Below are 21487 nucleotides of genomic sequence, written 5' to 3' on the forward strand. Positions count from 1 at the left end.
CATTCTACGAAAAACTGATCACCGTGTTGCGATGCCGATCACGTCGTTTGCGGCAACTTCATGTAGAATGGGCGCAAATGAAAGGATTACACATGAAACCGCATGTTTTGCTCTTAGTTTCTGTTCTGCTTGTTTCCCAGCTTTTAGCCCTCGACGCCATTGCTCAGGAACATCCTTCGCCGCAATTGCTGACGCAAAAGCTCCTCGCGGAACCTGCAGAGCAATTGTCTGGTGACGTTGAACGTTTGGGCAATCCTGCTCGCGGCGCCATCGCTTTTTATCGCCCAGCAATGAATTGCGCGAAGTGTCATGACTCGGCGACACGAAGCCTCGGGCCCGATTTGACGAAGAAGCGTGACGTATCGACGCTGCACCTGATCCAGTCCGTTTTGTCACCGTCATCCGCCATCCATAAAGGATTCGAGACCGTCCGCATCGCGCTCAATGACGGCAGATTGGTGACGGGAATTCTCACTGAGGAATCCGACACAGCCCTGACGGTCGACTCGATCGAACAAGCTGAACCGCAGACGATTCTTAAAAGCGACATCGAAGAATGGGCTCGTTCGAAACAATCCTCCATGCCAACCGACCTTGCAAACCAGCTTGCAGACCGACAGCAATTCCTGGACTTGATCAGCTACCTTGCCGCCATCGAAGGCGATGCGGCACTTCAGGAAAATCTCAAGCCAGCGACAGCAACAATCGCTCCGTTGCCCGAGTACGAATCGCGCGTCGATCATGCCGGGCTGATCCGCAGTTTGAATGAGGATTCGTTCAAGCACGGTCAGGAAATATATCGGCTGCGCTGTGCCAGTTGCCACGGGACGGTCGAAGAGGAAGGTTCCATGCCCACATCGCTGCGGTTTGCCACAGGCAAATTCAAACATGGGAACGATCCGTTGACGATGTACAAAACGCTGACTCATGGATTCGGCATGATGAATCCGCAGCGTTGGATGGTGCCGCAGCAGAAATACGAAGTCATCCACTACATTCGCGAACACTTTTTGAAATCGCACAATTCACAACAACGATTCGAAATCACAGATGCCTATCTTGCGTCGCTGCCGACTGGTGACACTCGCGGCCCCAAGCCCGTGATGGCTCGACCGTGGACGATGATGGACTATGGCCCAAGCATGTTCAACACGATTGAAATCTCCGACGATGGCTCGAACATCGCCCAAAAGGGGATCGTCGTTCGGCTGGATTCCGGCCCCGGCGGTGTTGAATCAGGAAGCCACTGGTTGATGTACGAACACGACACGATGCGAGTCGCAGGTGCCTGGAGCGGTTCGTTTATTGACTGGGAAGGCATTCACTTCAACGGAACTCACGGTCGTCATCCGAAAGCGACAGGCGATGTTCATTTCTCCAGCCCGACAGCGCCCGGAGTTGGCCGCCCCGGAGCGAATTCGGAAACGCGATTTGTAGACGATCGCGTCGTAGGACGTGACGGAAAACATTACGGCCCGTTGCCGAATGAGTGGGCAAAATTCCTGGGCATGTATCGTTTCGGCGACCAGTCGATCCTCAAGTATCGTGTGGGAGAAACAGAAATCCTTGAGTCGCCAAGTCTCAGTTTCGTTGAACAGAACGCAGTATATTCGCGACATTTGAATCTTGGAAAACGCTCCGAGGATCTTTACCTCCAGATCGCGGCCGTCGATGGAGAGGCATCGTTTGACGGAAACGTCGCGATCGTCGCTAAACCCGACGACTCGGTTCGAACAGCGACGCCGCCTGCGAGTGGACTTGGCTTCAACGGGTCGATGTTTGGCGAAATTCCGGCCGGCGATCGTTTCGACATGCACGGGGCGGACTTTTCAATTTACGCGCGAATCAAAACGAAAACCGACGGTACGATTCTGGCCAAAACGAAGAACCAGGACGAATGGGTTCCCCAGGGCAAGTCGTTCTTTCTACGTGGTGGCACGCCGACGTTTGACATCGGCTGGGTGGGAGCCGTTCGGGCGAATCGCAAGGTCAATGATGGACAGTGGCACGATGTGGCGATGACATGGAATGCTTCTTCGAAACTCGTCCAGTTTTATGTCGACGGCGAAGCAGCAGGCAACGGAACGATCGGCCCCGAGCGAGTTTTAGATGAGTCAGTTGTTCGAATCGGATTCACCAACGGCAACTTTCCAGCAGATTCATTCTTTGAAGGCGAGATGGAAGACATCCGTTTTTATCAACGCGAACTCGATGCCTCAGAACTCAATTCGACTTCGTCCATCAATGAATCAGGGCTTGTCGGTTCCTGGAAGACTCAATCTGAAAGCCAGTTTCCCGAGGCCGGCGGCGACGCTTCCCTCGACGCTGCGGTTTCTGGTGACGATGCCCCGAAACCACAAAACCGCGGCTTGATCGCTTTCTGTTCGCTTGAAACGGCGACCTGGACGCACGACGACGCCGGCAATCTGCGTCTGAAGATTGAAGCTGGCGAACCAGTCAACATTGTGATTTCGCAAGCTCGAATTGACGACCACAGCGAAGGAATATCACTGCGGACCAAACTGTCACAGACCGCCAGGCCTCAAGACCTGAACCGGCTTACGCGTGGCGGACCAGCGAACTACCCCGAGATACTCTCTTCGCCAATTTTGCGCGGTGAAGAAGAAGGCCCGTTTGCCGTTGACGTGTTTCAACGACCCACCAGCAATCCGTGGAACTGCCAACTGCGACTGACAGGGCTGGACTTTTTGCTCGACGGAGAAACGGCCATCGTTTCCGCCTGGGACGGATCGGTTTGGCGAATCACGGGATTCGCCGACCAAAGCAGCGACTCGCTTTCGTGGCAACGTATCGCTTCGGGGCTGTTTCAACCACTTGGAGTGAAATGCGTGGAAGACCAGATCTTCGTTACGTGTCGCGACCAACTGGTTCGACTGCACGATTTCAACGGCGACCACGAAGCTGACTTCTACGAGTGCTTCAACAGCGACCATCAGGTCACGGAGCACTTTCATGAGTTCGCGATGGGCTTGCAAACCGACGACGATGGGAATTTCTATTACGCGAAATCAGCTCGCCACGCGAAGAAAGCCGTCGTGCCGCACCATGGGACGCTTTTGAAAGTCAGCCCGGACGGAGCCACAACGGAAATCGTGGCCAACGGATTCCGCGCCGCCAATGGAGTCTGCATCAATGCTGATGGCTCGTTTGTCGTCACCGATCAGGAAGGACACTGGAACCCAAAGAACAGAATCAACTGGGTTCGGCCCGGCGAATTCTACGGCAACATGTTCGGATATCACGACATTACAGATGAGTCTGATTCGGCGATGCAGGATCCACTCTGCTGGATTACAAACGCTTTCGATCGATCGCCCGGCGAGTTGCTGTGGGTGACGAGTGACAAGTGGGGACCGTTGAAAGGTTCGCTGTTGAATTTTTCTTACGGCTATGGAAAAGTCTACGTTGTGCCTCACGAGAAAGTCGGGGGACAAGTGCAGGGCGGGATGTGTGAGTTTCCTCTGCCACAGTTTCCAACCGGCGTGATGCGAGGTCGCTTTCATCCTGGCGATGGACAGCTCTATTGTTGCGGCATGTTTGCCTGGGCGGGTAGCCAGCACCAACCTGGCGGGCTGTATCGAATTCGCTACACCGGAACGCCCGTTCACCTTCCCGTTGGAATCTCTGCGTTACAAGACGGTTTGCGGATTCGATTCAGCGGCAAGCTTGACGCGTCGTCGGTGTCAGCCGCAAAGAACTTTGCGATCACGACGTGGGACTTGAAACGCAGTAAAAACTACGGCTCTCAGCATTACAACGAAAAGCGAATCGAGGTTGGCAAAGCCGAACTGTTGAGCGATGGAACAACGATTAAGTTGACGATCCCGGACCTTGCCCCGACTTGGGGGATGGAGATCGACTATCAACTGAAAACTGACGACGGAATTCCGTTTCGCGGCAAGATTCACAACTCGATTTTCCAGCTAGGGGCAGAGGGGTAGTGAGCTTTTCGTTGAGCTTTCGTCGAGCAATGAGCATCGCGGCGTGGTAACCTGTTGGAAACGATTGCCTCGCTTTGGATGTTCGCTATGCCAGACTCAAGGAAAAAGTTTCAGTGCCCACAATGTCAGGCAACGGCTAAAGTACCGGTTCAACATTTGGGCAAACGAATTAGATGCCCAAAGTGTTCGGCTGTTTTTCGTGCCGGCCCCAAGCTTCCGAAGGAAGAAGAAATCGTTGCGGAGTTGGACGATGATGTCCCGTCCTACGCAGCCTCTGCTGCGACTGCCGCATCCACGATTCCGCAGAATGCTGGCTTGGATGCTCCGCTGGACGACTTTGGTTTGTCAACAAGTTCTCCTTACCCGCCGCGATCGCAACCGCAGCAAGTGCTGGCTCCTTCAGCCCGTCCGCGACCGAGCTCACGGGTAAAGCATGTGAAACGGACTGGCGGCCGACAGGAAGAGATGTCCGACATGGACAACTACTTTCAGTCGACAGGCATATTCCTGATCAGTCTGCCGATCATCGCGACGGTGTTGCCGTTGATCGGATTGCAGCTACGTCGACTCGCCAAGCTTGGGGATTTTGCTCCGCTGGCTGCGATGTTCCTTGGCTTGATCGGCGTCGGAATGATTTGCTATGCCAGACGCAAACAGGGTGATGCACCGATTTTGGGTTCGGCCGCCGGAGTGTTCGTATTACTGTCAGGGATCGGTGGATTCTTTATGGTGTCCGCGCTATCGAGTCCGCAGGAACAGGAAAACAGCGGACATTTCGCTGCCGAATTCGATGGCGATGTCGATCGCGCAGTAGCGGAGGTTCGCGCGGATATTGAGGGACACCGACAGGACGCCAAGGCAAATTGGGACAAGCTCAAAAAGGAACGTGAGCAAGCTCGGCAGATGCATAATCAGATGCATGATCAGATGCAGCAGCAAGCTGATGACATGAGACGCCAAGCCGCCGAGGCACATCGTAATGCAATGCAGAACATGCCCAGTCCATCAGATTTTTCACCGCCAGACTTTTCGGGCGCTCCCCCCGGTTTCTCCACCGGTCCTCCAACGAACAACTTCGGTCGCGGCAATCCCCGTCCCGGGTTTGGGCGATCATCTGGATTTGGCGGCAGATGAGACAAAGCAATGTTTGCGGTCATGAGATTGGCTGAAGGCACGCCTGTGAAATCGTCGAAGGCTGTGGACTGACTTGCTTGCGATTCGCGTTTGCATTTTTTTCGAGCGGCACGTCGGCAAGATTCCCAATACGGCAGCCGAACATGCGTTGTCCCGGTTTGGTATAGTGGCGGCTCATCTTCTAAAAGCATCCACTCACACGAATTATGAACCTCGACCTCAAACAAAAAACGGCGATCGTCTGCGGATCCAGCCAGGGAATCGGCTTCGCTGCAGCGGTCGAACTGGCGGAACTTGGCGCCAACGTAGTCATGCTGGCAAGAAACAGCGCACGGCTTGCAGAGTCCGTTGCCAAATTGCCAAACCTGGGATCCCAAAACCACTCGTACCTCGTCGCAGACTTTGCTCAACCTGAACAACTCAAGGAAACGATCACTGGGTGGACGGGTCAGGGGAACGTCGCTGAAATCCTGATCAACAACACCGGAGGGCCGCCGGGAGGTCTGGCCATTGATGCTCAGACAGATGAGTTTATCTCCGCGTTCACCAATCATCTGATCTGCAATCAAATTTTGGTTCAGGCCCTCGTCCCGGGAATGAAAGAAAAGTCCTATGGACGAATCGTCAATGTCATCTCGACTTCCGTGAAGCAACCGCTGTCCAATCTGGGCGTTTCGAACACGATTCGTGGCGCGGTGGGGAATTGGGCCAAGACGTTGGCGAATGAGTTGGGGCAGTTCGGAATTACAGTAAACAACGTTCTGCCAGGAGCAACCAATACGGCTCGGCTGGAATCGATTTTGAAGACCAAGTCGGAGAAAACTGGCCGAACCTATGAGGACGTCGCGGACGAAATGAAGGCTTCAATTCCTGCCGGAAGATTTGCTGACGCCGCGGAAGTCGGGTCGGCGATCGCGTTTCTGACTTCGCCGGCAGCAAGCTATATCAACGGCATCAACGTGCCCGTCGACGGCGGAAGAACCAAATGCCTCTAGCGGGCCGACGATGTGACGGCCAGAACGCTTATGAACAAGATTCAAAACTACATCGATGGCAAGATGCTTCCGCCTCAAAGCGGTCTGTGGCTGGACAACGTTGAACCTGCGACGGGCAAGTGCTATTCCCTCGTTCCGGACTCCGATAGTCGCGACGTCGGTGCTGCGGTGAAAGCAGCGCGCAGGGCTTTCCCGCCGTGGTCCTCGACTCACATAACCGAACGTTCTGCGATACTTCATCGGATTGCGGACGTCATCGAATCCAGGCTGGAAACTTTTGCGCAAGCGGAATCGATCGACAACGGAAAGCCACTCTGGTTGTCCAGATCGGTCGACATCCCTCGCTGCGCCAGCAACTTCAGATTCTTTGCCAATCTCGTTACCAGCACCGAAAGCCAGTCTCATCATTCGCAGGGTGTCGTGAACTACACGCTGCGGAAACCGTTGGGACCTGTTGCCTGTATTTCGCCCTGGAACCTGCCGCTGTATTTGTTCACGTGGAAGATTGCACCCGCACTTGCTGCCGGCAATACAGTCATTGCCAAGCCCTCTGAGGTGACTCCAATGACGGCGTTCATGTTGGGAGAACTTTGTGCCGAAGCCGGACTTCCGGATGGCGTTCTGAACATCGTTCACGGCAGCGGTTCAAGAACGGGTAACGCCCTGGTCGATCATGATGACATCCAGGCCATTTCTTTTACCGGCGGTACGGCAACAGGCAAACACATCGCCAGCGTGACGGCATCGAAGCTGAAAAAAATCTCACTGGAGCTTGGCGGCAAGAATCCGAATCTCATTTTTGCCGATTGCGACTACGAACTGATGTTGCAGACCACGCTACGCAGCTCGTTCGCCAACCAGGGTCAAATTTGCCTGTGCGGTTCGCGGATTTACATTCAACGTTCTCTTTACGGAAAGTTCCGTGAAGATTTCGTGGCTCGCGTAAAACAGCTTCGAGTTGGAGACCCCAACGAACCCGATTCCAATCAGGGCGCAATCGTTTCACAGCAGCATTTCGAAAAAGTACTCGGCTGCATCGAAACGGCCAAACGCGAAGGCGGCAAAGTTCTCTGTGGTGGTCATCAAGCGAACCTGTCGGGGCGATGCGAACACGGCTGGTTCATTCACCCGACGGTGATCGAAGGCCTCGCGAATGACTCACAAACCAACCAACAGGAAATTTTCGGACCGGTTGTTTCCATCGCTCCATTTGACGATGTAGACGACGCCATTGAGAAAGCCAACGAGTCTCAATACGGATTGGCTGCGACGATCTGGACGTCGGACTTAACCGCGGCACATCGCGTCGCGGACGAGGTTGAGGCCGGGATCGTGTGGATCAACTGCTGGCTGGAACGTGATTTGCGAACTCCGTTTGGCGGCATGAAACAGTCAGGGCTCGGTCGCGAAGGCGGAATGGAAGCCATGCGGTTTTGGACGGAGCCCAAGAATGTCTGCATTAAATTTTGAATCGCGAGAAACGCCTTGAACGAAAAACTGAACTCATCGAGTGCCCCCGAACCAATCGGACGTTATCCTCACGCTCGCCGTGTTGGTAACTTGCTGTTTCTTTCGGGTGTTGGTCCGCGGCAGAAAGGCACGACCATCATCCCCGGCGTCGAACTGGATGCCGCCGGAAACGTCACCAGCTACGACATCGAGGCGCAATGTCGTAGCGTGTTTGAGAACGTCCGGACCATCGTCGAGGATGCCGGCTCAAGTTGGATGAACCTGGTCGATGTCACTGTTTTTCTGACCAACATGGACGACGATTTCCAAACCTACAACAAAATTTACGCGGAGTACTTCGAGCACAACCAGCCTTGCCGAACGACCGTCGAGGTCAACAAATTGCCGACTCCTATCGCGATTGAATTGAAGTGCATCGCGACCATTGATTGATCGGCAGCCGGAACGGGACGCTGTTTCCGGAACACGTTGCCGGAAAGAAAATGGCTCCTACGCAATCAATATTTGACCTGATCTTCCATCATCCTTCTGGCAGATCGAGCGGCGGATTTCCAGTCACCGTTTCTGGCGGTGCTGATCATCGACTCCAACCAACGGCGTTCGGTTTCGCTGACCGCGAGCGAGCTTTCAGGATCCACATCGGAGCCTGCACTTAGCCGAACGTCAATCGCTTCCAAACGCTCATCACTTTCTGCCAGGCACGCACCGTAGAGAGCCTTGGAGACCTCATACGCGTCCGGGCTGACTTCTCCATAGCCGCGAGGGGAAAACAGAAAGACCAGGACTGCAATCATCACTACGCCCAAAACTACAGAGGCAAGTTTACCGATGCTCATTAGTATTCTCCTGCGACTTCGCCTTCGTTCATGCTGCTGAGTTCAGCAAATGTGATCAAGTCGATGTCCTGTTGAAAGAAATGGACAGAACCGTCACCAAAGCAAATGTTTCCGCCGCCAGGATGTTCCGAATACATTTGTCCGACATGGTAGGTCGGAAAGTTGATCGGATGGATGATCGGAAAGCCCGTGATGTCCAACTCGCCTCCGGAAGGCCCGGCGTGCACGAGAACCATCGTCGCCGCGCCGTCAGGACCGTTTTCAGGCGAGCTAAATCGAGGGTGAACGACGGCCCCGGGGACAACTCCCACCCACGTCTTGTCGCTGAGTTTCGACGAGTGCTCTCCGAGAAAGATCGTGTTGCTGGTCCCGTCGGTAACCTGGGAAATCTTCGTCTCCGAATTCCTGTAGAACGGGCCGTCCGCGACTCTCGAAACGTCACCGCCAATGTTTACGGTTCGAGTTGCTGCCGTGTAGATATTCGTAAAAACTTCGCCGACGATCGCTGATCCCGCCTCCGGCCCCCAAGCCGACTCCTGCCCGTGGCTGGCGACATAGTGAGACCTTCCGAGAATCAAATTGGTGTTGCCATCAGGAGAGTACGGGCTTTCGTTTTCGTCAACGACAACAAACGGATCGACATCACCTGAAGAGTCCGGGCAAATGAAAACCGGAATCTGCGATTGAATCATCTCTCGATGCATCGGGCTCCAAATCGGCAGATCGTAGCCCAAACCGTTTGCAATATTTCCGGCTTCGATGAAAGGCAGAATGTGTGCACCCCAGCCCCAACCTGGTGCCGCGTCCCAGGTAATCGAATCAATCGCGACTCCGGCCGAAACAGTTCCATCGCGGGTTGGCGTCGAAGTATAGCCGGCCGGGAATCGCTGATGAGCCGACTCATAGTTCAACAACGCCAACCCAAGCTGTCGGATATTGTTGGCACAACTAACTCGCCTGGCCGCAGCGCGAACTTGCTGAACCGCTGGCAAAAGCAAACCAATCAAAATCCCGATGATCGCGATGACGACCAACAACTCAACCAACGTGAATCCGCGATTTCTTTTCATTTCACCACCCAAAACATTGGAAAAACAGATTAGACACGAAATGTAGCATAGGCTACGGATCAAAATGTAGCATATGCTACGGTCACGTCAAGAGACATCCACACACTGGTAGCAGGAAAAATGAGCAACAAGGAAACCGATCGGTCGGAACCGTTCAGCCGCACGCGGGCGCAGCATGCGAACGAGATGGCGGAGGACTATGTGGAGGCCGTTCAGGAACTGATTGCGACCAAGGGCGAATGCCGCGTTCAGGAATTGGCACGCCACTTCGATGTCAGCCACGTCACGGTCTCTCGAACCGTCGGGCGATTGCAGAAAGACGGCTTGCTGGAGACGGCACCTTACAAACCGATTACGCTGACTTCCAAAGGTCAGAAGCTGGCTGAACGGGTCAAGAAACGCCACGAAATCGTGCTGCAGTTTCTACTTGCTCTCGGTGTCGACAAGAAAACAGCGCAGATCGACAGCGAAGGCATCGAACACCATGTCAGTGAAAAAACGCTCGCCGCGATGAAGAAATTTCTCAAACGTTAAAACGTTGGAGCCCGTCGCTACTCGTTGACAACCGGGTTGAACAGAAACCGTTTCAGGAACGGAATGTTGGGAATGGGCACGACTCCAAATCTTTGCTTCAGAAAGCCATGGGTCGCGGCGCCGCATAGCCCGACGGCTACCGAGGCAAAGAACTGGATCAGAAAGAAAACGGCTGCTTCGCCAGGATGCCGAATGTTCATATTGAAGAAACTGAGTGTGAGCAGCAGCAGTGTTCCGATACACAAGATTGAGAACGGCCGAATCCAACCGCGGCCGTAAAATGAAGCGATCGTCGTGAAAATCGCCAACGCCAACAGCACCACAACCTCGGCGATAATCAATAGAGGCGGAATGGCGATCATGGTTGTCGCCACGCAACAAATCGTTGTCAGAATCAGCAATCCCCGGAGGCTAAATTGCCACGAACGGCTCTTTTTGACGGGGGCAACGGCGTCGGCAACATCAATCGTCTGGCTCATCATCGTCTCCCTGACTATTGCATCGAAATTTCAAGTTATGAATTCAAAAATCGCACCACAAGCTGGTTTATTCGCCGACTGGATGATGATCTTGTCAGATTTTTGAAACTTCGAAGAAATATAAGTTCAGCTAAGAAAGCTTATCGATCGCGACTTCACCGTCGGTATCAAGTTTTTCAAACACAAATTCAATTGCCACCGCAAACATGGCACCGGCGATCGTGGCAACGAGATAGACCCAAAGATGGTCCAGCGTTCCGGAAACGACTGCGGGAGCGAGAGAGCGTGCGGGATTCATGGAAGCTCCGCAAACGGGTCCGGCAAACATGGCCTCCAAACCGACCGTACCGCCGATCGCGATGCCAGCCATAATCCCGGTCTCACGACTGCCAGCACAGACGCGAAGGATCACGAACATCAAAATTGCCGTCAAAATGAACTCGAAGATAAAGCTCTGCTGCCAGGATCCAACAGGCAAGGTGCTGCCAAGGTTTTCATGCGTTGGAAACATCAAACGAAGTGCAACGCTGGCAACGAAAGCTCCAAAGACTTGAGCAACGATGTACGGCAGAACATGGCGTGTCTCGAATTGCCGCGCGACCCAGAACGCAAGCGTGACCGCAGGATTGATGTGCGCCCCGGAGACTTCTCCGATCGCGTAAATCATCGCCATCACGATCAAACCAAACGTCAATGCGACTCCGACGTGCGACACCGACCCGTGTAAGTTGTTGACGACAACCGCGCCGGTCCCAGCGAACACAAGACAAAACGTTCCGATGGCTTCCGCCAGGTATTTTCGAAGGTCTTTCATCCCGAAAGCTTAACGTGAAATGACTTGGTGCCCAAGGAATTGATGGTCTTTGTTGAACAATTGCAAAAATGTTAACACAACGACGCCGACGGTCCCCAGCGCCGTCGCGGACGCGATCAGGAACATGATCACGATCTGATATTTAACGGCTTGCATCGGATCCATTCCGGAAACAAGCTGACCGGTCATCATCCCTGGCAAGCTCACCAGCCCGACAATCATCATCGCGTTGATGATTGGCGTCATGCCCGTGCGAATGGAATCGCGAATCGGTTCAATCGCCGCCTCCCAGCGTGTTGCTCCTGCGGAAAGCATGGATTCAATATAGTCGCGGCGGTTCACCAGCGACTCGGTAAACGCATTAAGCCCCAACGTGATGCCGTTGAGAATATTCCCCAGCACCATGCCCAACAGCGGAACAGAGTACTGCGGCTGGTACCACTTTTCCGTGCCCTCGAAAACAACAAACAGCGCGAACGCGGTCACAAACCACGCGCTTGCCCAAATGGAAATGAGGCAATTGAACCAGATGCCGGCATACGTTCGTTTCCCTCGCGTTGCGGCCGTGAAACCGGCGATTAGCGTCATCACACATCCGAGCAGCACGACTACGTACCAACGATCGAACCGAAACACCCACTCAAGCACCAAACCGACCAGCAGCAATTGCACGACCGTTCGCACACTGGCGATCAGCAGCGTCTTTTCCAGCCTAAGACTCAACGCGACCGAGATGGCTCCGTTGATCAGAATTAGCATCGCCGCGAAAGCGACATGCCAGAAAGAGATTTCCAAATAGCTCACGTCGTGGACTCCAGCTGATTCATCTCGACCACCCGCTCAGAAACACGTTGAGCCTGTTGCCTGTCATGAGTCACCCACACGGTTGATCGCGAGGGTTCACCATCGCACCACGCGTCAATCAACGCTTCGGCGGCCGCTGCGGTTTCACCGTCCATGGCAGACGTTGGCTCGTCCAGCAACAACAAACTCGGGGCCAGTATCAGGGCGCGGACGATCGCTGCAATCTGACGTTCGCCGCCAGAGAGTTCACGCTGTGATTTGGCGAGAAACTTGTCGCCGCGACCTAGCTGTTGGATCTGTTTCAGTGCCACGGAGCGATCGAAGGTTTTGTCAGCGTGTGCTGCAAACGAAAAGGGCGTTGAGAGAAAGTCTTCGACCGTTCCGTCCGAATCGGCACTTCGCTGAGGCACGTACATCACCTCGCCGCGGAACCCGGGGACGCGACTGCCCGAGATTTTCTCACGTTGCCACTCGACGTAGCCTTCGTCTACCGACTGCAGCATCGCCAGCGACTTCAACAACAGCGATTTGCCGCTGCCGGAAGGCCCCACGAGCGCGACTCGGTTTCCAGATTCGACCGTCAGCGAGACGTTGCGAAAAATCCATGTTCCGTCGAAAGCGATGCCGAGATTGTGGGCGATGAGAGACATGTTGTTTCCGATTTGATCGTGCAAAATGCCATGACTCAAAGCCGTAACCTCACTGCCGCAATCCTGTCGGGCGTTAGTTTCCTTTAATGAAAAACGGCATCAGATCCCAACCGTTGGGCATGGAAAGCCCGCTGGCGGCGCAGGTTTTCTCGCAGTAGTTTTCCGCTGCATCGGGCTCGACGCCATTTCCGGCAATCGTGAAGGGCACATCGCCGTGAGTGTGCGTTTTGGTGCTGAGATAGGTCGGATGGTCAGGCGTGACGAGTAAACGGAACTCTTCGCCGGAAGCTTTCAAGTGCTCCAGGATCGGCCCAACAATTTTCCCATCGATCTCTTCGAGCGATTTGACTTTCTTCTCCAGATCACCTTCGTGAGACGACTCGTCGGGCGCTTCGACGTGCACGCAAACCAGATCGTAATTTGACAGCGCGTCGATCGCGTACTTTCCTTTTGCCGCGTAGTCCGTATCGGTGTAGCCCGTCGCCCCGGGGACTTCGATGCGATCCCAACCGACCAATGCAGCCAAACCGCGGAGCAAGTCGACCGCTGTGATCATGGCTCCTTTGACGCCGTGGATCTGTTCAAACGGAGCCAGATTCGGTTTCTGCCCAAGCCCCCACAGCCAAACATTGGAGGCCGTGGGCTTGGAGTCTGCGGCGCGTTTCTGGTTGACTTCGTGACCCTCGAACCAGTCGTGACTTTGCTGCATCAACTCAACCAACAGATCGCTGCCTGGGCCGCGAGGAAAGTCTTCCGCAACGGACTTGTCGGTCAGATCGTGAGGCGGCGTGGCACGAGTTTCCTGGCTAAACGGAGCAGGATTGCCTGCGGTTGGGCGGAACATCAACAGGTTCCGATAACTGACGCCAGGGATGAACTCCAGCCGCGAATCGGTCACGTTTTCCTGAGCCGTCTGCAGCAGCGTTTTGGCCTCATCGGACGAAATATGGCCCGCTGTGAAGCTCTTCATTGTTTGGTCTTCGACGTTGACCAGGTTGCAGCGGATGCACCAGTCGTCTTCTCCCAACTCGATCCCCTGAGCGGCGGCTTCGAGTGGCGCACGACCGGTGTAATTTTCCAGCGGGCTATAGCCCAACAGGCTCATGTTCGCGACGCTGCTACCGGCCGGAAGATGTTTCGGCGTGTGGTTGGCGAGTCCGACAATCCCGTCTCGTGCGAGCGAATCCATTGCCGGTGTGTTGGCGGATTCGAGCGGAGTTTTCCCGCCAAGCGATTCCTGGGGTTCGTCAGCGCAGCCGTCGGGGATGATGATGACGTATTTCATGACTTGTAGCCGTTGAGTCGAAAACAGAGAAGCGTTCGCGCAGATTGTATCGGTCGGTCGCCCCGAGTTACAGGCGGTTGCCGCGGAGAACTGAGCTGATCAAGAACTTGTGAATCGTCGTTCAGCCATGAGCCGCATTCTCTCACGCGGAACCAGCAAACAGCACTAGATTCAACAGCGCCGAAGGCTAATCCAGAATCTTGAAAGTCTCAGCCACGGCGTCGATCGCGTCCACGGACTTCAGTTCTTCGAGCGCTGTATCGACGGCGGATTGTGAAGTATTCTTCGTCACAATCACGACCGGCACGATACCTTCTTTGGACAGGTCAACATCGTGTTGGTAGACCGACGCGATCGAAATCCCGTTTCGTCCAAGCGCCCCTGAGATCTTCGAAAGCACACTCGGCACGTCCTGAACGTTGAACCGAAGATAGTATCGACTGACCAGGCTTCCGACGTCCGCCAAGCCAACGCGTTCGTGACCTTTGGCCCACAGCTCAAGCGTTTCGAATGTGATTGAAGTACGTCCAACTGCTGTGTCGATCAAGTCCGCGACCACCGCAGAGGCTGTCGGCATCTGACCGGCGCCTTGTCCTTGAAAGAACACCGGGCCAACGGCGTCGCCAACGACTCCGACGGCGTTGTAGTTGGCGCGAACTTCGGCAAGCGGCTGGCCGATCTTGACGAGCATCGGAGAGACGTCGAGCGCCAAACCGCTTTCGGTTAGCCGGGCAAGGGCGATCAGCTTGATGCGATAGCCGAGATGCTTGGCGTACTTGAAATCCACCGCCTGCAAGCCATCAATTCCACGACGCGGAATCTGCGACCAGTCAACGCGAGCCCCAAAAGCCAGATGCGCGAGGATCGCCAGTTTCTGGGCCGCGTCCGTTCCATCGACGTCCATCGTCGGATCGGCTTCCGCGTAACCCAGCTGCTGGGCTTCGGCGACGGTGACCGAATAGTCGGCTCCTTCGGCGTCCATTTTGGACACGATGAAGTTACAGGTGCCGTTGAGAATTCCCTGCAACGATTCAATCTGATTGGCCGACAGACACTGACTGATATTGGCAATGATCGGAATGCCGCCAGCGACAGAAGCCTCGAAAGCGATCGAGCGACCCAACTCCCGGGCGCGATCGAATAACTCGGGACCGTGTTGGGCAAGGAGAGCTTTGTTGGCCGTGACGACATCCTTGCCGCTTTCAAGCAGCTGCAACATAATCGACTTTGCAGGCTCGATGCCTCCGATCAACTGCACGACCACGCTGACTTCCGGATCATCGATCACACGTTGCAGATCGTCGGTCAGAACGCCTTCGGGAAGCTCCACATCACGAGCTTTTTCCAGGTCCCGCACAACGGCATGAGTCAACCACAGCGTTCGGCCGGCGTGTCGGGCCGTGCGGTCTCCGTGGTCGAGCAATAATCTGGCAACGCCCGCACCGACGGTCCCCATTCCGACAATCGCGACTCCCGTTTTTTCCATTTGTGACGTCTCAGACATTGAAGCGGTGATTTCTGGTGATGGGTAACGGTAATCCGTAGATGATGCGACGATGCTATCGAGAGGAAACTGGTAGCTCAACCGTGAATTGACATGCTCAGCCAAATTGAAGAAATTTCGAACCGAATCACGAGCCAACCATGATCCCCGCAAAAATTTTTCTGGCCCTGACCGGTGTGCTTTATCTTGGGCTGGCCCTTTGGTGCACCGTGGATCCAAAAACGACGTCGGAGGAAGTCGGGTTTCAGCTACAGCAGGGTTCCGGTCAGTCAGAGTTCGTCACCGTATACGGCGGGCTGGAATTCGCATTGGCGTTGATCCTGCTGATGCCGCTGCTGTGGAGCGACGCCGTCCGATTTTCGCTGATCAGCTGCCTGACCGTTCATGCGTGTCTGGTTTTGTTTCGAACGATCGCCTATTTTCGGTTTGAAGGAATCGGCTCGTTCACTCATCGACTCGCGATCGGTGAATGGGTTATCCTGTTGGTTTCAGTAGCCATACTGCTAACTTTGAAACCACCACGGTAAATGAAAATTTCATGAGCAAACGTATCATCGCCGTCCTCCCCGGCGACGGAATCGGAGAAGAAGTTACCGCCGAAGCGGTTCGAGTCATCGAAAAACTGAACGCCGCGACGGATGCCGGCTTTGAGTGCGTGCACGTGCCTGTGGGCGGAACCGCTTATGATTTGCACGGCACGCCGCTGCCTGAAGATACTCTTTCGACGGCGAGAGACGCTAACGCGATTCTGTTGGGCGCCGTTGGAGGCCCGAAGTGGGAATCGGCTCCTCGAGAACTTCGACCGGAGCGGGCGCTGCTGGGACTGAGAAGCGAGTTGAGTCTGTTTTCAAATCTGCGTCCGGCGATTCTTTATCCCGAACTGGCGGATGCGTCGACGCTGAAACCGGAAGTCGTTTCCGGGCTGGACATCATGATCGTCCGCGAACTTACCGGAGGCATCTACTTCGGCGGGCCGCGCGGCATCGAGACCGTCGACGGACAGCGACGCGGATTCAACACAATGGAGTACACCGAATCAGAGATTAAACGAATCGCACATTCTGCTTTTCGGGCCGCCATGCAGCGAGACAAAAGGCTCTGTTCGGTCGATAAAGCCAACGTTCTTGAAGTTTCGGAACTATGGCGCGAAGTCGTCACCAAAATCTCCAGCGAGTATCCGCAAGTCGAACTTTCGCACATGTACGTCGACAATGCCTGCATGCAACTGGTCCGTGCACCGAAACAGTTTGACGTTATTCTGACCACCAATATGTTCGGCGACATTCTTTCCGATGCGGCCTCGATGCTGACCGGTTCGATTGGCATGCTGCCGTCGGCGTCACTCAACGCGGACGGAAAAGGCATGTACGAACCTGTTCACGGTTCGGCGCCGGACATCGCAGGGCAGGGGATCGCAAACCCGCTGGCAACGATCCTTTCGGTCGCCATGATGCTTCGCTACACGTTCACCGAGAACGCGATGGCAGACAAAATCGAAGCCGCTGTTCAGCGAGTTCTGGCCAATGGATTGCGAACGGCTGACCTTGCCCGCGAAGGCGAAACTCCGGTGACGACATCGGAAATGGGACAAGCCGTTTTGGATGAACTTGTTTAGCGACGAACTGGAACAGCATGACACGACCTTCGATTCCGCCGTCTGGCGAATGCAAACAGGATCCGGACCGCGAACAGTGTCCGCTGGTCTGTAAGTACAACCACTACGAATCCGAAGAAGACGACCTGACGATCGACGCCTGGGAACTGAAGTGCCTTGAATGCGGTTGGCGCGATACGATCGGCACTCGCAGCGACGAACCGGACCCGGACGCAAAACCTGACTTTGATCCGACCGTCTGTCCGTTCTGCAAAGTCAGTGGACTCAAACCTGGCAAGAATCCTTGTGCCGATTGCGTCAGCGATCAGCCAGGATAGTTTCCTGATGCCATGCGTGCTTCGACATCCGCTGGATCGTGCCCGTCAGCGACGAGCTTGAACGCATGTTTGACTTCCGGGTTGAAGTAAACAATGTTGCCCCAGATACACAACCCCAGCGATGTCGGGATGCAATAGCACGTCACCACATTCAGCATTCCCAAAAAGTGCGACGTGATTCCGAGCGCGTAACTTTTCAAATACAGCCCACGCACTCCGGCAAAGATTCGCACGATGCCAGCGACAATTGCGACACCGCCGCCAACTCCGTAAATCAGTCCGAACATCATTTGCATCATCTGCTGCTGCTCGGCAGGAATCGCCGGCCCGCCTCCGCCTTGCTGATTCATGATCATGTTCGGCATGACGAAGCCCATCGCGATGTATCCGATTCCGAGCAAAATCTCGAGGGAACCTTGAATGATCATGCAAATGCAAAGCGGTTTCATCTGACGTAGATACGCTCCTCCTGACCCCATCGACATCGGGCCCGGCTGATAGCCTGGGTTGGGCAGAGGAGTCGTATACGGATTGTCGCCTTTGAACTGGTCGTCGCTCATATCAGCCTACACGTAAAAAACACTGGACTCGAATATCGTACCGAAATCCTCTGACGCGTGTTTCTTCACATTTTCACCCCTACACCATGAGCAAAAGCAAACTAAGATGTCACCTTCCTGTAATTACCTTTGGGGAGGCACGGCGTGACAGCAAAGAAGACCAAACACCAACAAATTCTGGAATACGTCCGTCAAGCCATCCTTGGGGGGACATACCAGGCCGGTGACCGGTTACCAACTGATGGACAGCTGATGCGACAATTCAGCACTTCTCGGCCGACTGTTGCCCGCGCCATGCGGGACCTTGAGATGGAAGGCTACCTCGAACGGCGGGCCGGATCTGGCTCGTTCGTTCGCGTCCCAGCCCAAACCAAACCCAGCTTAATCGGCATCCTGACTCCCGAAGTCGGCGAACACGAACTGTTCCAACCGATCTGCAGCGAGATTGCACTGCAGTGCCAAAAGCACAACCTCAGCCTGCTGTGGGCTGACTCGGCGGGCAACGGAGACGGAGCGATTGACCACGAACGAAACGCCTACGATCTCTGCCAGCGATACATCAGTCTGGGCGTTGCCGGCGTTTTCTTCACGCCTGTTGAGTTCTCTGAAAAGATGTTGGTTGCGAATCGCGAAATCGCAGAACAACTCGACGCCAACGGGATCTCTGTCGTTTTGCTCGACCGCGACATCGAACGACTTCCGAAACGAAGTCGTTTTGACCTGGTCGGAATCGATAACTTTCGTGCGGGATGCACGCAAGCCGATCACATGCTCAATCTGGGCTGCAAGCGGATCGGCTATGTCTCGCGGGAAGTCTCCGCCCCGACGATTGACCTGCGAATTGCCGGGTTTCGGCATGCCATGTCCATGCGTGGCATCGACGCCAAAAACACACTTGAGTTCTGCGGCGATCTCGAAGATTCCGCGTTCATCAACTCCATTGTCGAACAGTCGCCCGAAGCGATTATCTGTGCCAACGACACGACAGCCATGATGCTGATGCGATCTCTGCTGCAGCTTGGCATTAAGATCCCTGACGACATTCGCATGATCGGAATTGATGACGTAAAGATTGCTTCCATGGCGATGGTGCCACTGACAAGCATCCATCAACCCTGCCGCGCGATCGGAAGCGCTGCCGTCAACACGATGGTCCGGCGAATCGAGAACCGAAAAATGTGCGCTCACGACATTCACGTTGACGTCGAACTGGTCGTCCGCGATTCATGCGGCGCTGCAAAATCTGGCTAGCGGCACCGCAAAGAATCGGGCCATGCGTGCCCCGCAGTACAGCCAGATTTCAACGGCACTCGGTCCTGAAATGCAGATCGGCGCGTTCGCACCCCCGGTATTGCCAGCACTTTCACACGGACACTTGCGAGCCAACTGGCAATAACCAATCTTCAAACCTGAATTGCGGCAACCCAAGCAATCACATTGCAGCTTATTTGCAGGACACTTGGTAAATGTGACTAAACTTGCTTCAATACGGCTCGGAGTTGGAAAATGAGCGTTGCTGGTGGCAGAAAACCCTACTCATGGGCCGCGTCATCGGGTAGACAGCCACATTCAACGGGCGGTAAGCAGCCTCTATTTACTCTATGGGCAACATTCTCCCCCACTAACAACCTGCAAACACAGCAATTGCTTTGAAAAACAGATCCCTGCGGAGCATAATCCACCATTGAAAAGCCCTAATCGATATATTTCCAGCGTTCTCTAATTCCATTTTTCGCGAGGAAAGATTATGACGTCTCTACAAAAGCGACGTGGCTTCACGCTGGTCGAATTGCTGGTGGTCATTGCGATCATCGGCATTCTGATTGGCATGTTGTTGCCCGCTGTTCAACAGGTTCGTGAAGCTGCCAGGCGAACCCAATGTCTGAACAATGTCCGACAACTCGGGCTCGCTTGTCTGAACTTCGAATCAGCTCACATGAAGTTCCCAACTTCTGGCTCGACCCTTGATTCACGCTGGACCGACAATTTCGGTGACAATCCTGCGTACAGTATTGAAACCGCGACCTTTTCGTTTCAGATCCTGCCATTCATTGAGCAGAACAACCTTCACGCACTCCGAAGCGAATACGGCTGGGGAGGTGCGATTCCTGGCCTGAGCACTCGCGTCGAAGACACTCCAGTCCCTGCATTTATTTGCCCGTCCCGCGGTGCGCGGATTTGGGGAACGAATGAAGGAGCAACATGGGCCTGCCTCGATTACTCCAGCGTCGGTCGAACATACCCAGGCTGGCACCCAAGTGACCGAACTCCAGTCGCACCGGACTGGGCTTGGGCCAACGCGAACGGCCAAGCTCAATTTGCCTGGGATGCCGATGAATCGTCCAACCAGTATTGGGCGGGGATCATCGCCAAGGGTGGAAAGCTCAACGATGGAAATCTTGCACGACACGCGAAAATTGGATTCGGGGCGATCACTGACGGCTCCACGAATGTAATTCTTCTTATGGAGAAGTCGATTGACGCTACCAAGTACTCTGGCGTTCACTCTCCAGCATGGCAAATCATCGGTGAAGCCTACGGTCAGTTCACGCAGCAAAACCACTCGAACAATCGTTACTGCCAACCCCTCAAGGGCGACGGTGACCTTCGAGCTGAACCAAGCTATGGTGCAACGACGATTAACGAGCAGGGGAACGGTGGTCCTCACCCGGGAACAACAACAGCAGTTCTCGGCGACGGCTCAGCTCACTCGTTCAATACGGACATGAGCTGGAGTGTGCTCTGGGATCTTTCACTTCGTGCGGACGGTGCGGTCGTAAACCACGACGACTTCTAGTCGTGCAGTCCAATAATTATAACGACCCACTTTCGATTCAGTTCGAAAGTGGGTTTTTTTCTTACGAGGTGAATTCATGAACAAATCAAAATCGATACTGCTATACGTGACTATTGCTGCAATTATGTTTGCCGGTCTTGGCCTGTCTGGATGTGGCGATGGTGATTCCGTGTCAAACAAAATCAAGGCTGCAAACAAGGGTAACATTCGACGTTTGCGTAATTGCTATGCCATGTACCTGGACCTGAACAGGTACAAGGGCCCCAAGGACGAAAAGGAGCTCATGGACTTTCTCAAGTCGGACGCGAACGCCGCAAGCCGCTTGGAGAGAATGGGAATCCCAATTGAAGAGCTCGACGACATGCTCGTTAGCGAACGCGACGGTCAGCCATTTAAAGTTCGCTGGGGCCTCGACGGAATCAACGACCATGCAATCGTGTTTGAATCCGAAGGTGTGGACGGCAAATATCTTGTCGCATTCGCCACACCACGCGAGCTTGAGAAAGATGAATACGACGATTACTGGACTGGAAAACTTAAAGGACTCGGGCCTGGAGACATCCAGAACATGAACGAGGACCAGGAAAGTCAAACGATCGAGTAGACAGACATACAGACAACGAGGAATCAAGGAAGCTGCCCAATTGGGCAGCTTTTTCTA

Annotated in this window: 21 protein-coding genes; 12 read left to right on the plus strand and 9 right to left on the minus strand. The window is 54.4% G+C overall.

What is annotated here, in order from left to right; translation table 11 throughout:
- Positions 1-92 precede the first annotated feature (92 nt).
- The 5 genes from MFFC18_RS17140 (at position 93) to MFFC18_RS17160 (ending at position 7993) form a co-directional block, all read left to right on the plus strand.
- The gene (locus MFFC18_RS17140; RefSeq protein WP_075086161.1) at positions 93-3962 is read left to right on the plus strand and encodes a DUF6797 domain-containing protein; all 3870 of its coding nucleotides are present in this window, start codon (positions 93-95) and stop codon (positions 3960-3962) included.
- An 87-nt stretch (positions 3963-4049) separates the two neighbouring features.
- On the plus strand, positions 4050-5096 hold the full coding sequence (locus MFFC18_RS17145; protein WP_148618950.1) for a hypothetical protein: 1047 nt from the start codon (positions 4050-4052) through the stop codon (positions 5094-5096).
- A gap of 206 nt (positions 5097-5302) precedes the next feature.
- Positions 5303-6091, plus strand: a complete 789-nt coding sequence (locus tag MFFC18_RS17150; protein WP_075086159.1) for an SDR family oxidoreductase — start codon at positions 5303-5305, stop codon at positions 6089-6091.
- Between the two features lie 30 nt (positions 6092-6121).
- Positions 6122-7561: an aldehyde dehydrogenase gene (locus tag MFFC18_RS17155; protein ID WP_075086158.1), complete on the plus strand. Its 1440-nt coding sequence runs from the start codon at positions 6122-6124 to the stop codon at positions 7559-7561.
- 15 nt (positions 7562-7576) lie between these two features.
- The gene (locus MFFC18_RS17160; RefSeq protein WP_084417386.1) at positions 7577-7993 is read left to right on the plus strand and encodes a RidA family protein; all 417 of its coding nucleotides are present in this window, start codon (positions 7577-7579) and stop codon (positions 7991-7993) included.
- Between the two features lie 65 nt (positions 7994-8058).
- Here the strand turns inward: MFFC18_RS17160 and MFFC18_RS17165 are convergent, their stop codons facing one another.
- Complete coding sequence (locus MFFC18_RS17165) at positions 8059-8397, minus strand: hypothetical protein (RefSeq protein ID WP_148618951.1); 339 nt, start codon at positions 8395-8397, stop codon at positions 8059-8061.
- Entirely contained in the window at positions 8397-9467 is a 1071-nt protein-coding gene (locus MFFC18_RS17170; RefSeq protein ID WP_075086155.1) for a DUF1559 domain-containing protein, read from the minus strand. Before MFFC18_RS17170 ends, MFFC18_RS17165 begins: the two co-directional genes overlap by 1 nt.
- 120 nt (positions 9468-9587) lie before the next feature.
- On the opposite strand from MFFC18_RS17170, the gene mntR reads away from it, so the two are divergent.
- Positions 9588-10001 (plus strand): manganese-binding transcriptional regulator MntR, encoded by a 414-nt coding sequence (gene mntR, locus MFFC18_RS17175; protein ID WP_075086154.1) that lies wholly within the window; start codon positions 9588-9590, stop codon positions 9999-10001.
- A 17-nt stretch (positions 10002-10018) separates the two neighbouring features.
- Here mntR and MFFC18_RS17180 read toward each other — a convergent pair whose 3' ends face one another.
- The 6 genes from MFFC18_RS17180 to MFFC18_RS17205 all read right to left on the minus strand — a co-directional run bounded on the left by MFFC18_RS17180 (position 10019) and on the right by MFFC18_RS17205 (position 15537).
- Positions 10019-10480, minus strand: a complete 462-nt coding sequence (locus MFFC18_RS17180; RefSeq protein WP_075086153.1) for a hypothetical protein — start codon at positions 10478-10480, stop codon at positions 10019-10021.
- Between the two features lie 130 nt (positions 10481-10610).
- Positions 10611-11294, minus strand: a complete 684-nt coding sequence (locus MFFC18_RS17185; protein WP_075086152.1) for an MIP/aquaporin family protein — start codon at positions 11292-11294, stop codon at positions 10611-10613.
- Between the two features lie 9 nt (positions 11295-11303).
- Complete coding sequence (locus MFFC18_RS17190; protein WP_075086151.1) at positions 11304-12098, minus strand: ABC transporter permease; 795 nt, start codon at positions 12096-12098, stop codon at positions 11304-11306.
- On the minus strand, positions 12095-12748 hold the full coding sequence (locus tag MFFC18_RS17195) for an ABC transporter ATP-binding protein (protein WP_075086341.1): 654 nt from the start codon (positions 12746-12748) through the stop codon (positions 12095-12097). The genes MFFC18_RS17190 and MFFC18_RS17195 overlap by 4 nt, the downstream gene beginning before the upstream one ends.
- 73 nt (positions 12749-12821) lie before the next feature.
- Entirely contained in the window at positions 12822-14033 is a 1212-nt protein-coding gene (locus tag MFFC18_RS17200; protein ID WP_075086150.1) for a cofactor-independent phosphoglycerate mutase, read from the minus strand.
- Positions 14034-14220: 187 nt separating this feature from the next.
- Positions 14221-15537: a homoserine dehydrogenase gene (locus MFFC18_RS17205; protein ID WP_075086340.1), complete on the minus strand. Its 1317-nt coding sequence runs from the start codon at positions 15535-15537 to the stop codon at positions 14221-14223.
- A 140-nt stretch (positions 15538-15677) separates the two neighbouring features.
- Between MFFC18_RS17205 and MFFC18_RS17210 the strand changes: the two genes are divergently transcribed.
- The 3 genes from MFFC18_RS17210 to MFFC18_RS17220 are packed head-to-tail and all read left to right on the plus strand — an operon-like array spanning position 15678 to position 17469.
- Complete coding sequence (locus MFFC18_RS17210; protein ID WP_075086149.1) at positions 15678-16064, plus strand: hypothetical protein; 387 nt, start codon at positions 15678-15680, stop codon at positions 16062-16064.
- Between the two features lie 11 nt (positions 16065-16075).
- Positions 16076-17152 carry a 3-isopropylmalate dehydrogenase gene (gene leuB, locus MFFC18_RS17215; RefSeq protein WP_075086148.1) on the plus strand — a complete coding sequence of 359 codons (1077 nt, stop codon included), beginning with the start codon at positions 16076-16078 and terminating at the stop codon, positions 17150-17152.
- A 17-nt stretch (positions 17153-17169) separates the two neighbouring features.
- Positions 17170-17469, plus strand: a complete 300-nt coding sequence (locus MFFC18_RS17220; protein WP_075086147.1) for a hypothetical protein — start codon at positions 17170-17172, stop codon at positions 17467-17469.
- Here the strand turns inward: MFFC18_RS17220 and MFFC18_RS17225 are convergent.
- A complete protein-coding gene (locus tag MFFC18_RS17225; protein ID WP_075086146.1) occupies positions 17457-18029 on the minus strand; it encodes a hypothetical protein in 573 nt (190 codons plus the stop codon). The genes MFFC18_RS17220 and MFFC18_RS17225 overlap by 13 nt on opposite strands.
- A gap of 144 nt (positions 18030-18173) precedes the next feature.
- Here MFFC18_RS17225 and MFFC18_RS17230 point away from each other — a divergent pair, with 144 nt between their 5' ends.
- From MFFC18_RS17230 to MFFC18_RS17240, 3 genes are all read left to right on the plus strand, one after another.
- A complete protein-coding gene (locus MFFC18_RS17230; RefSeq protein ID WP_075086145.1) occupies positions 18174-19280 on the plus strand; it encodes a GntR family transcriptional regulator in 1107 nt (368 codons plus the stop codon).
- Between the two features lie 496 nt (positions 19281-19776).
- The gene (locus tag MFFC18_RS17235; RefSeq protein ID WP_075086144.1) at positions 19777-20826 is read left to right on the plus strand and encodes a DUF1559 family PulG-like putative transporter; all 1050 of its coding nucleotides are present in this window, start codon (positions 19777-19779) and stop codon (positions 20824-20826) included.
- A gap of 76 nt (positions 20827-20902) precedes the next feature.
- Entirely contained in the window at positions 20903-21430 is a 528-nt protein-coding gene (locus MFFC18_RS17240) for a hypothetical protein (RefSeq protein ID WP_075086143.1), read from the plus strand.
- Positions 21431-21487: the final 57 nt, after the last annotated feature.

The organism is Mariniblastus fucicola (assembly GCF_008087665.1).
Classification (GTDB): domain Bacteria; phylum Planctomycetota; class Planctomycetia; order Pirellulales; family Pirellulaceae; genus Mariniblastus; species Mariniblastus fucicola.

Bases quoted from the DNA above. Each gene is read 5' to 3' on its own strand.
- MFFC18_RS17205 (WP_075086340.1), bottom strand. From the start codon at position 15,537: ATGTCTGAGACGTCACAAATGGAAAAAACGGGAGTCGCGATTGTCGGA.
- MFFC18_RS17235 (WP_075086144.1), top strand. From the start codon at position 19,777: ATGACGTCTCTACAAAAGCGACGTGGCTTCACGCTGGTCGAATTGCTG.
- leuB (WP_075086148.1), top strand. From the start codon at position 16,076: ATGAGCAAACGTATCATCGCCGTCCTCCCCGGCGACGGAATCGGAGAA.
- MFFC18_RS17195 (WP_075086341.1), bottom strand. From the start codon at position 12,748: ATGTCTCTCATCGCCCACAATCTCGGCATCGCTTTCGACGGAACATGG.
- MFFC18_RS17220 (WP_075086147.1), top strand. From the start codon at position 17,170: ATGACACGACCTTCGATTCCGCCGTCTGGCGAATGCAAACAGGATCCG.
- MFFC18_RS17170 (WP_075086155.1), bottom strand. From the start codon at position 9,467: ATGAAAAGAAATCGCGGATTCACGTTGGTTGAGTTGTTGGTCGTCATC.
- MFFC18_RS17155 (WP_075086158.1), top strand. From the start codon at position 6,122: ATGAACAAGATTCAAAACTACATCGATGGCAAGATGCTTCCGCCTCAA.
- MFFC18_RS17210 (WP_075086149.1), top strand. From the start codon at position 15,678: ATGATCCCCGCAAAAATTTTTCTGGCCCTGACCGGTGTGCTTTATCTT.
- MFFC18_RS17200 (WP_075086150.1), bottom strand. From the start codon at position 14,033: ATGAAATACGTCATCATCATCCCCGACGGCTGCGCTGACGAACCCCAG.
- MFFC18_RS17225 (WP_075086146.1), bottom strand. From the start codon at position 18,029: ATGAGCGACGACCAGTTCAAAGGCGACAATCCGTATACGACTCCTCTG.
- MFFC18_RS17165 (WP_148618951.1), bottom strand. From the start codon at position 8,397: ATGAGCATCGGTAAACTTGCCTCTGTAGTTTTGGGCGTAGTGATGATT.
- mntR (WP_075086154.1), top strand. From the start codon at position 9,588: ATGAGCAACAAGGAAACCGATCGGTCGGAACCGTTCAGCCGCACGCGG.
- MFFC18_RS17145 (WP_148618950.1), top strand. From the start codon at position 4,050: ATGCCAGACTCAAGGAAAAAGTTTCAGTGCCCACAATGTCAGGCAACG.
- MFFC18_RS17180 (WP_075086153.1), bottom strand. From the start codon at position 10,480: ATGAGCCAGACGATTGATGTTGCCGACGCCGTTGCCCCCGTCAAAAAG.
- MFFC18_RS17140 (WP_075086161.1), top strand. From the start codon at position 93: ATGAAACCGCATGTTTTGCTCTTAGTTTCTGTTCTGCTTGTTTCCCAG.
- MFFC18_RS17150 (WP_075086159.1), top strand. From the start codon at position 5,303: ATGAACCTCGACCTCAAACAAAAAACGGCGATCGTCTGCGGATCCAGC.
- MFFC18_RS17185 (WP_075086152.1), bottom strand. From the start codon at position 11,294: ATGAAAGACCTTCGAAAATACCTGGCGGAAGCCATCGGAACGTTTTGT.
- MFFC18_RS17240 (WP_075086143.1), top strand. From the start codon at position 20,903: ATGAACAAATCAAAATCGATACTGCTATACGTGACTATTGCTGCAATT.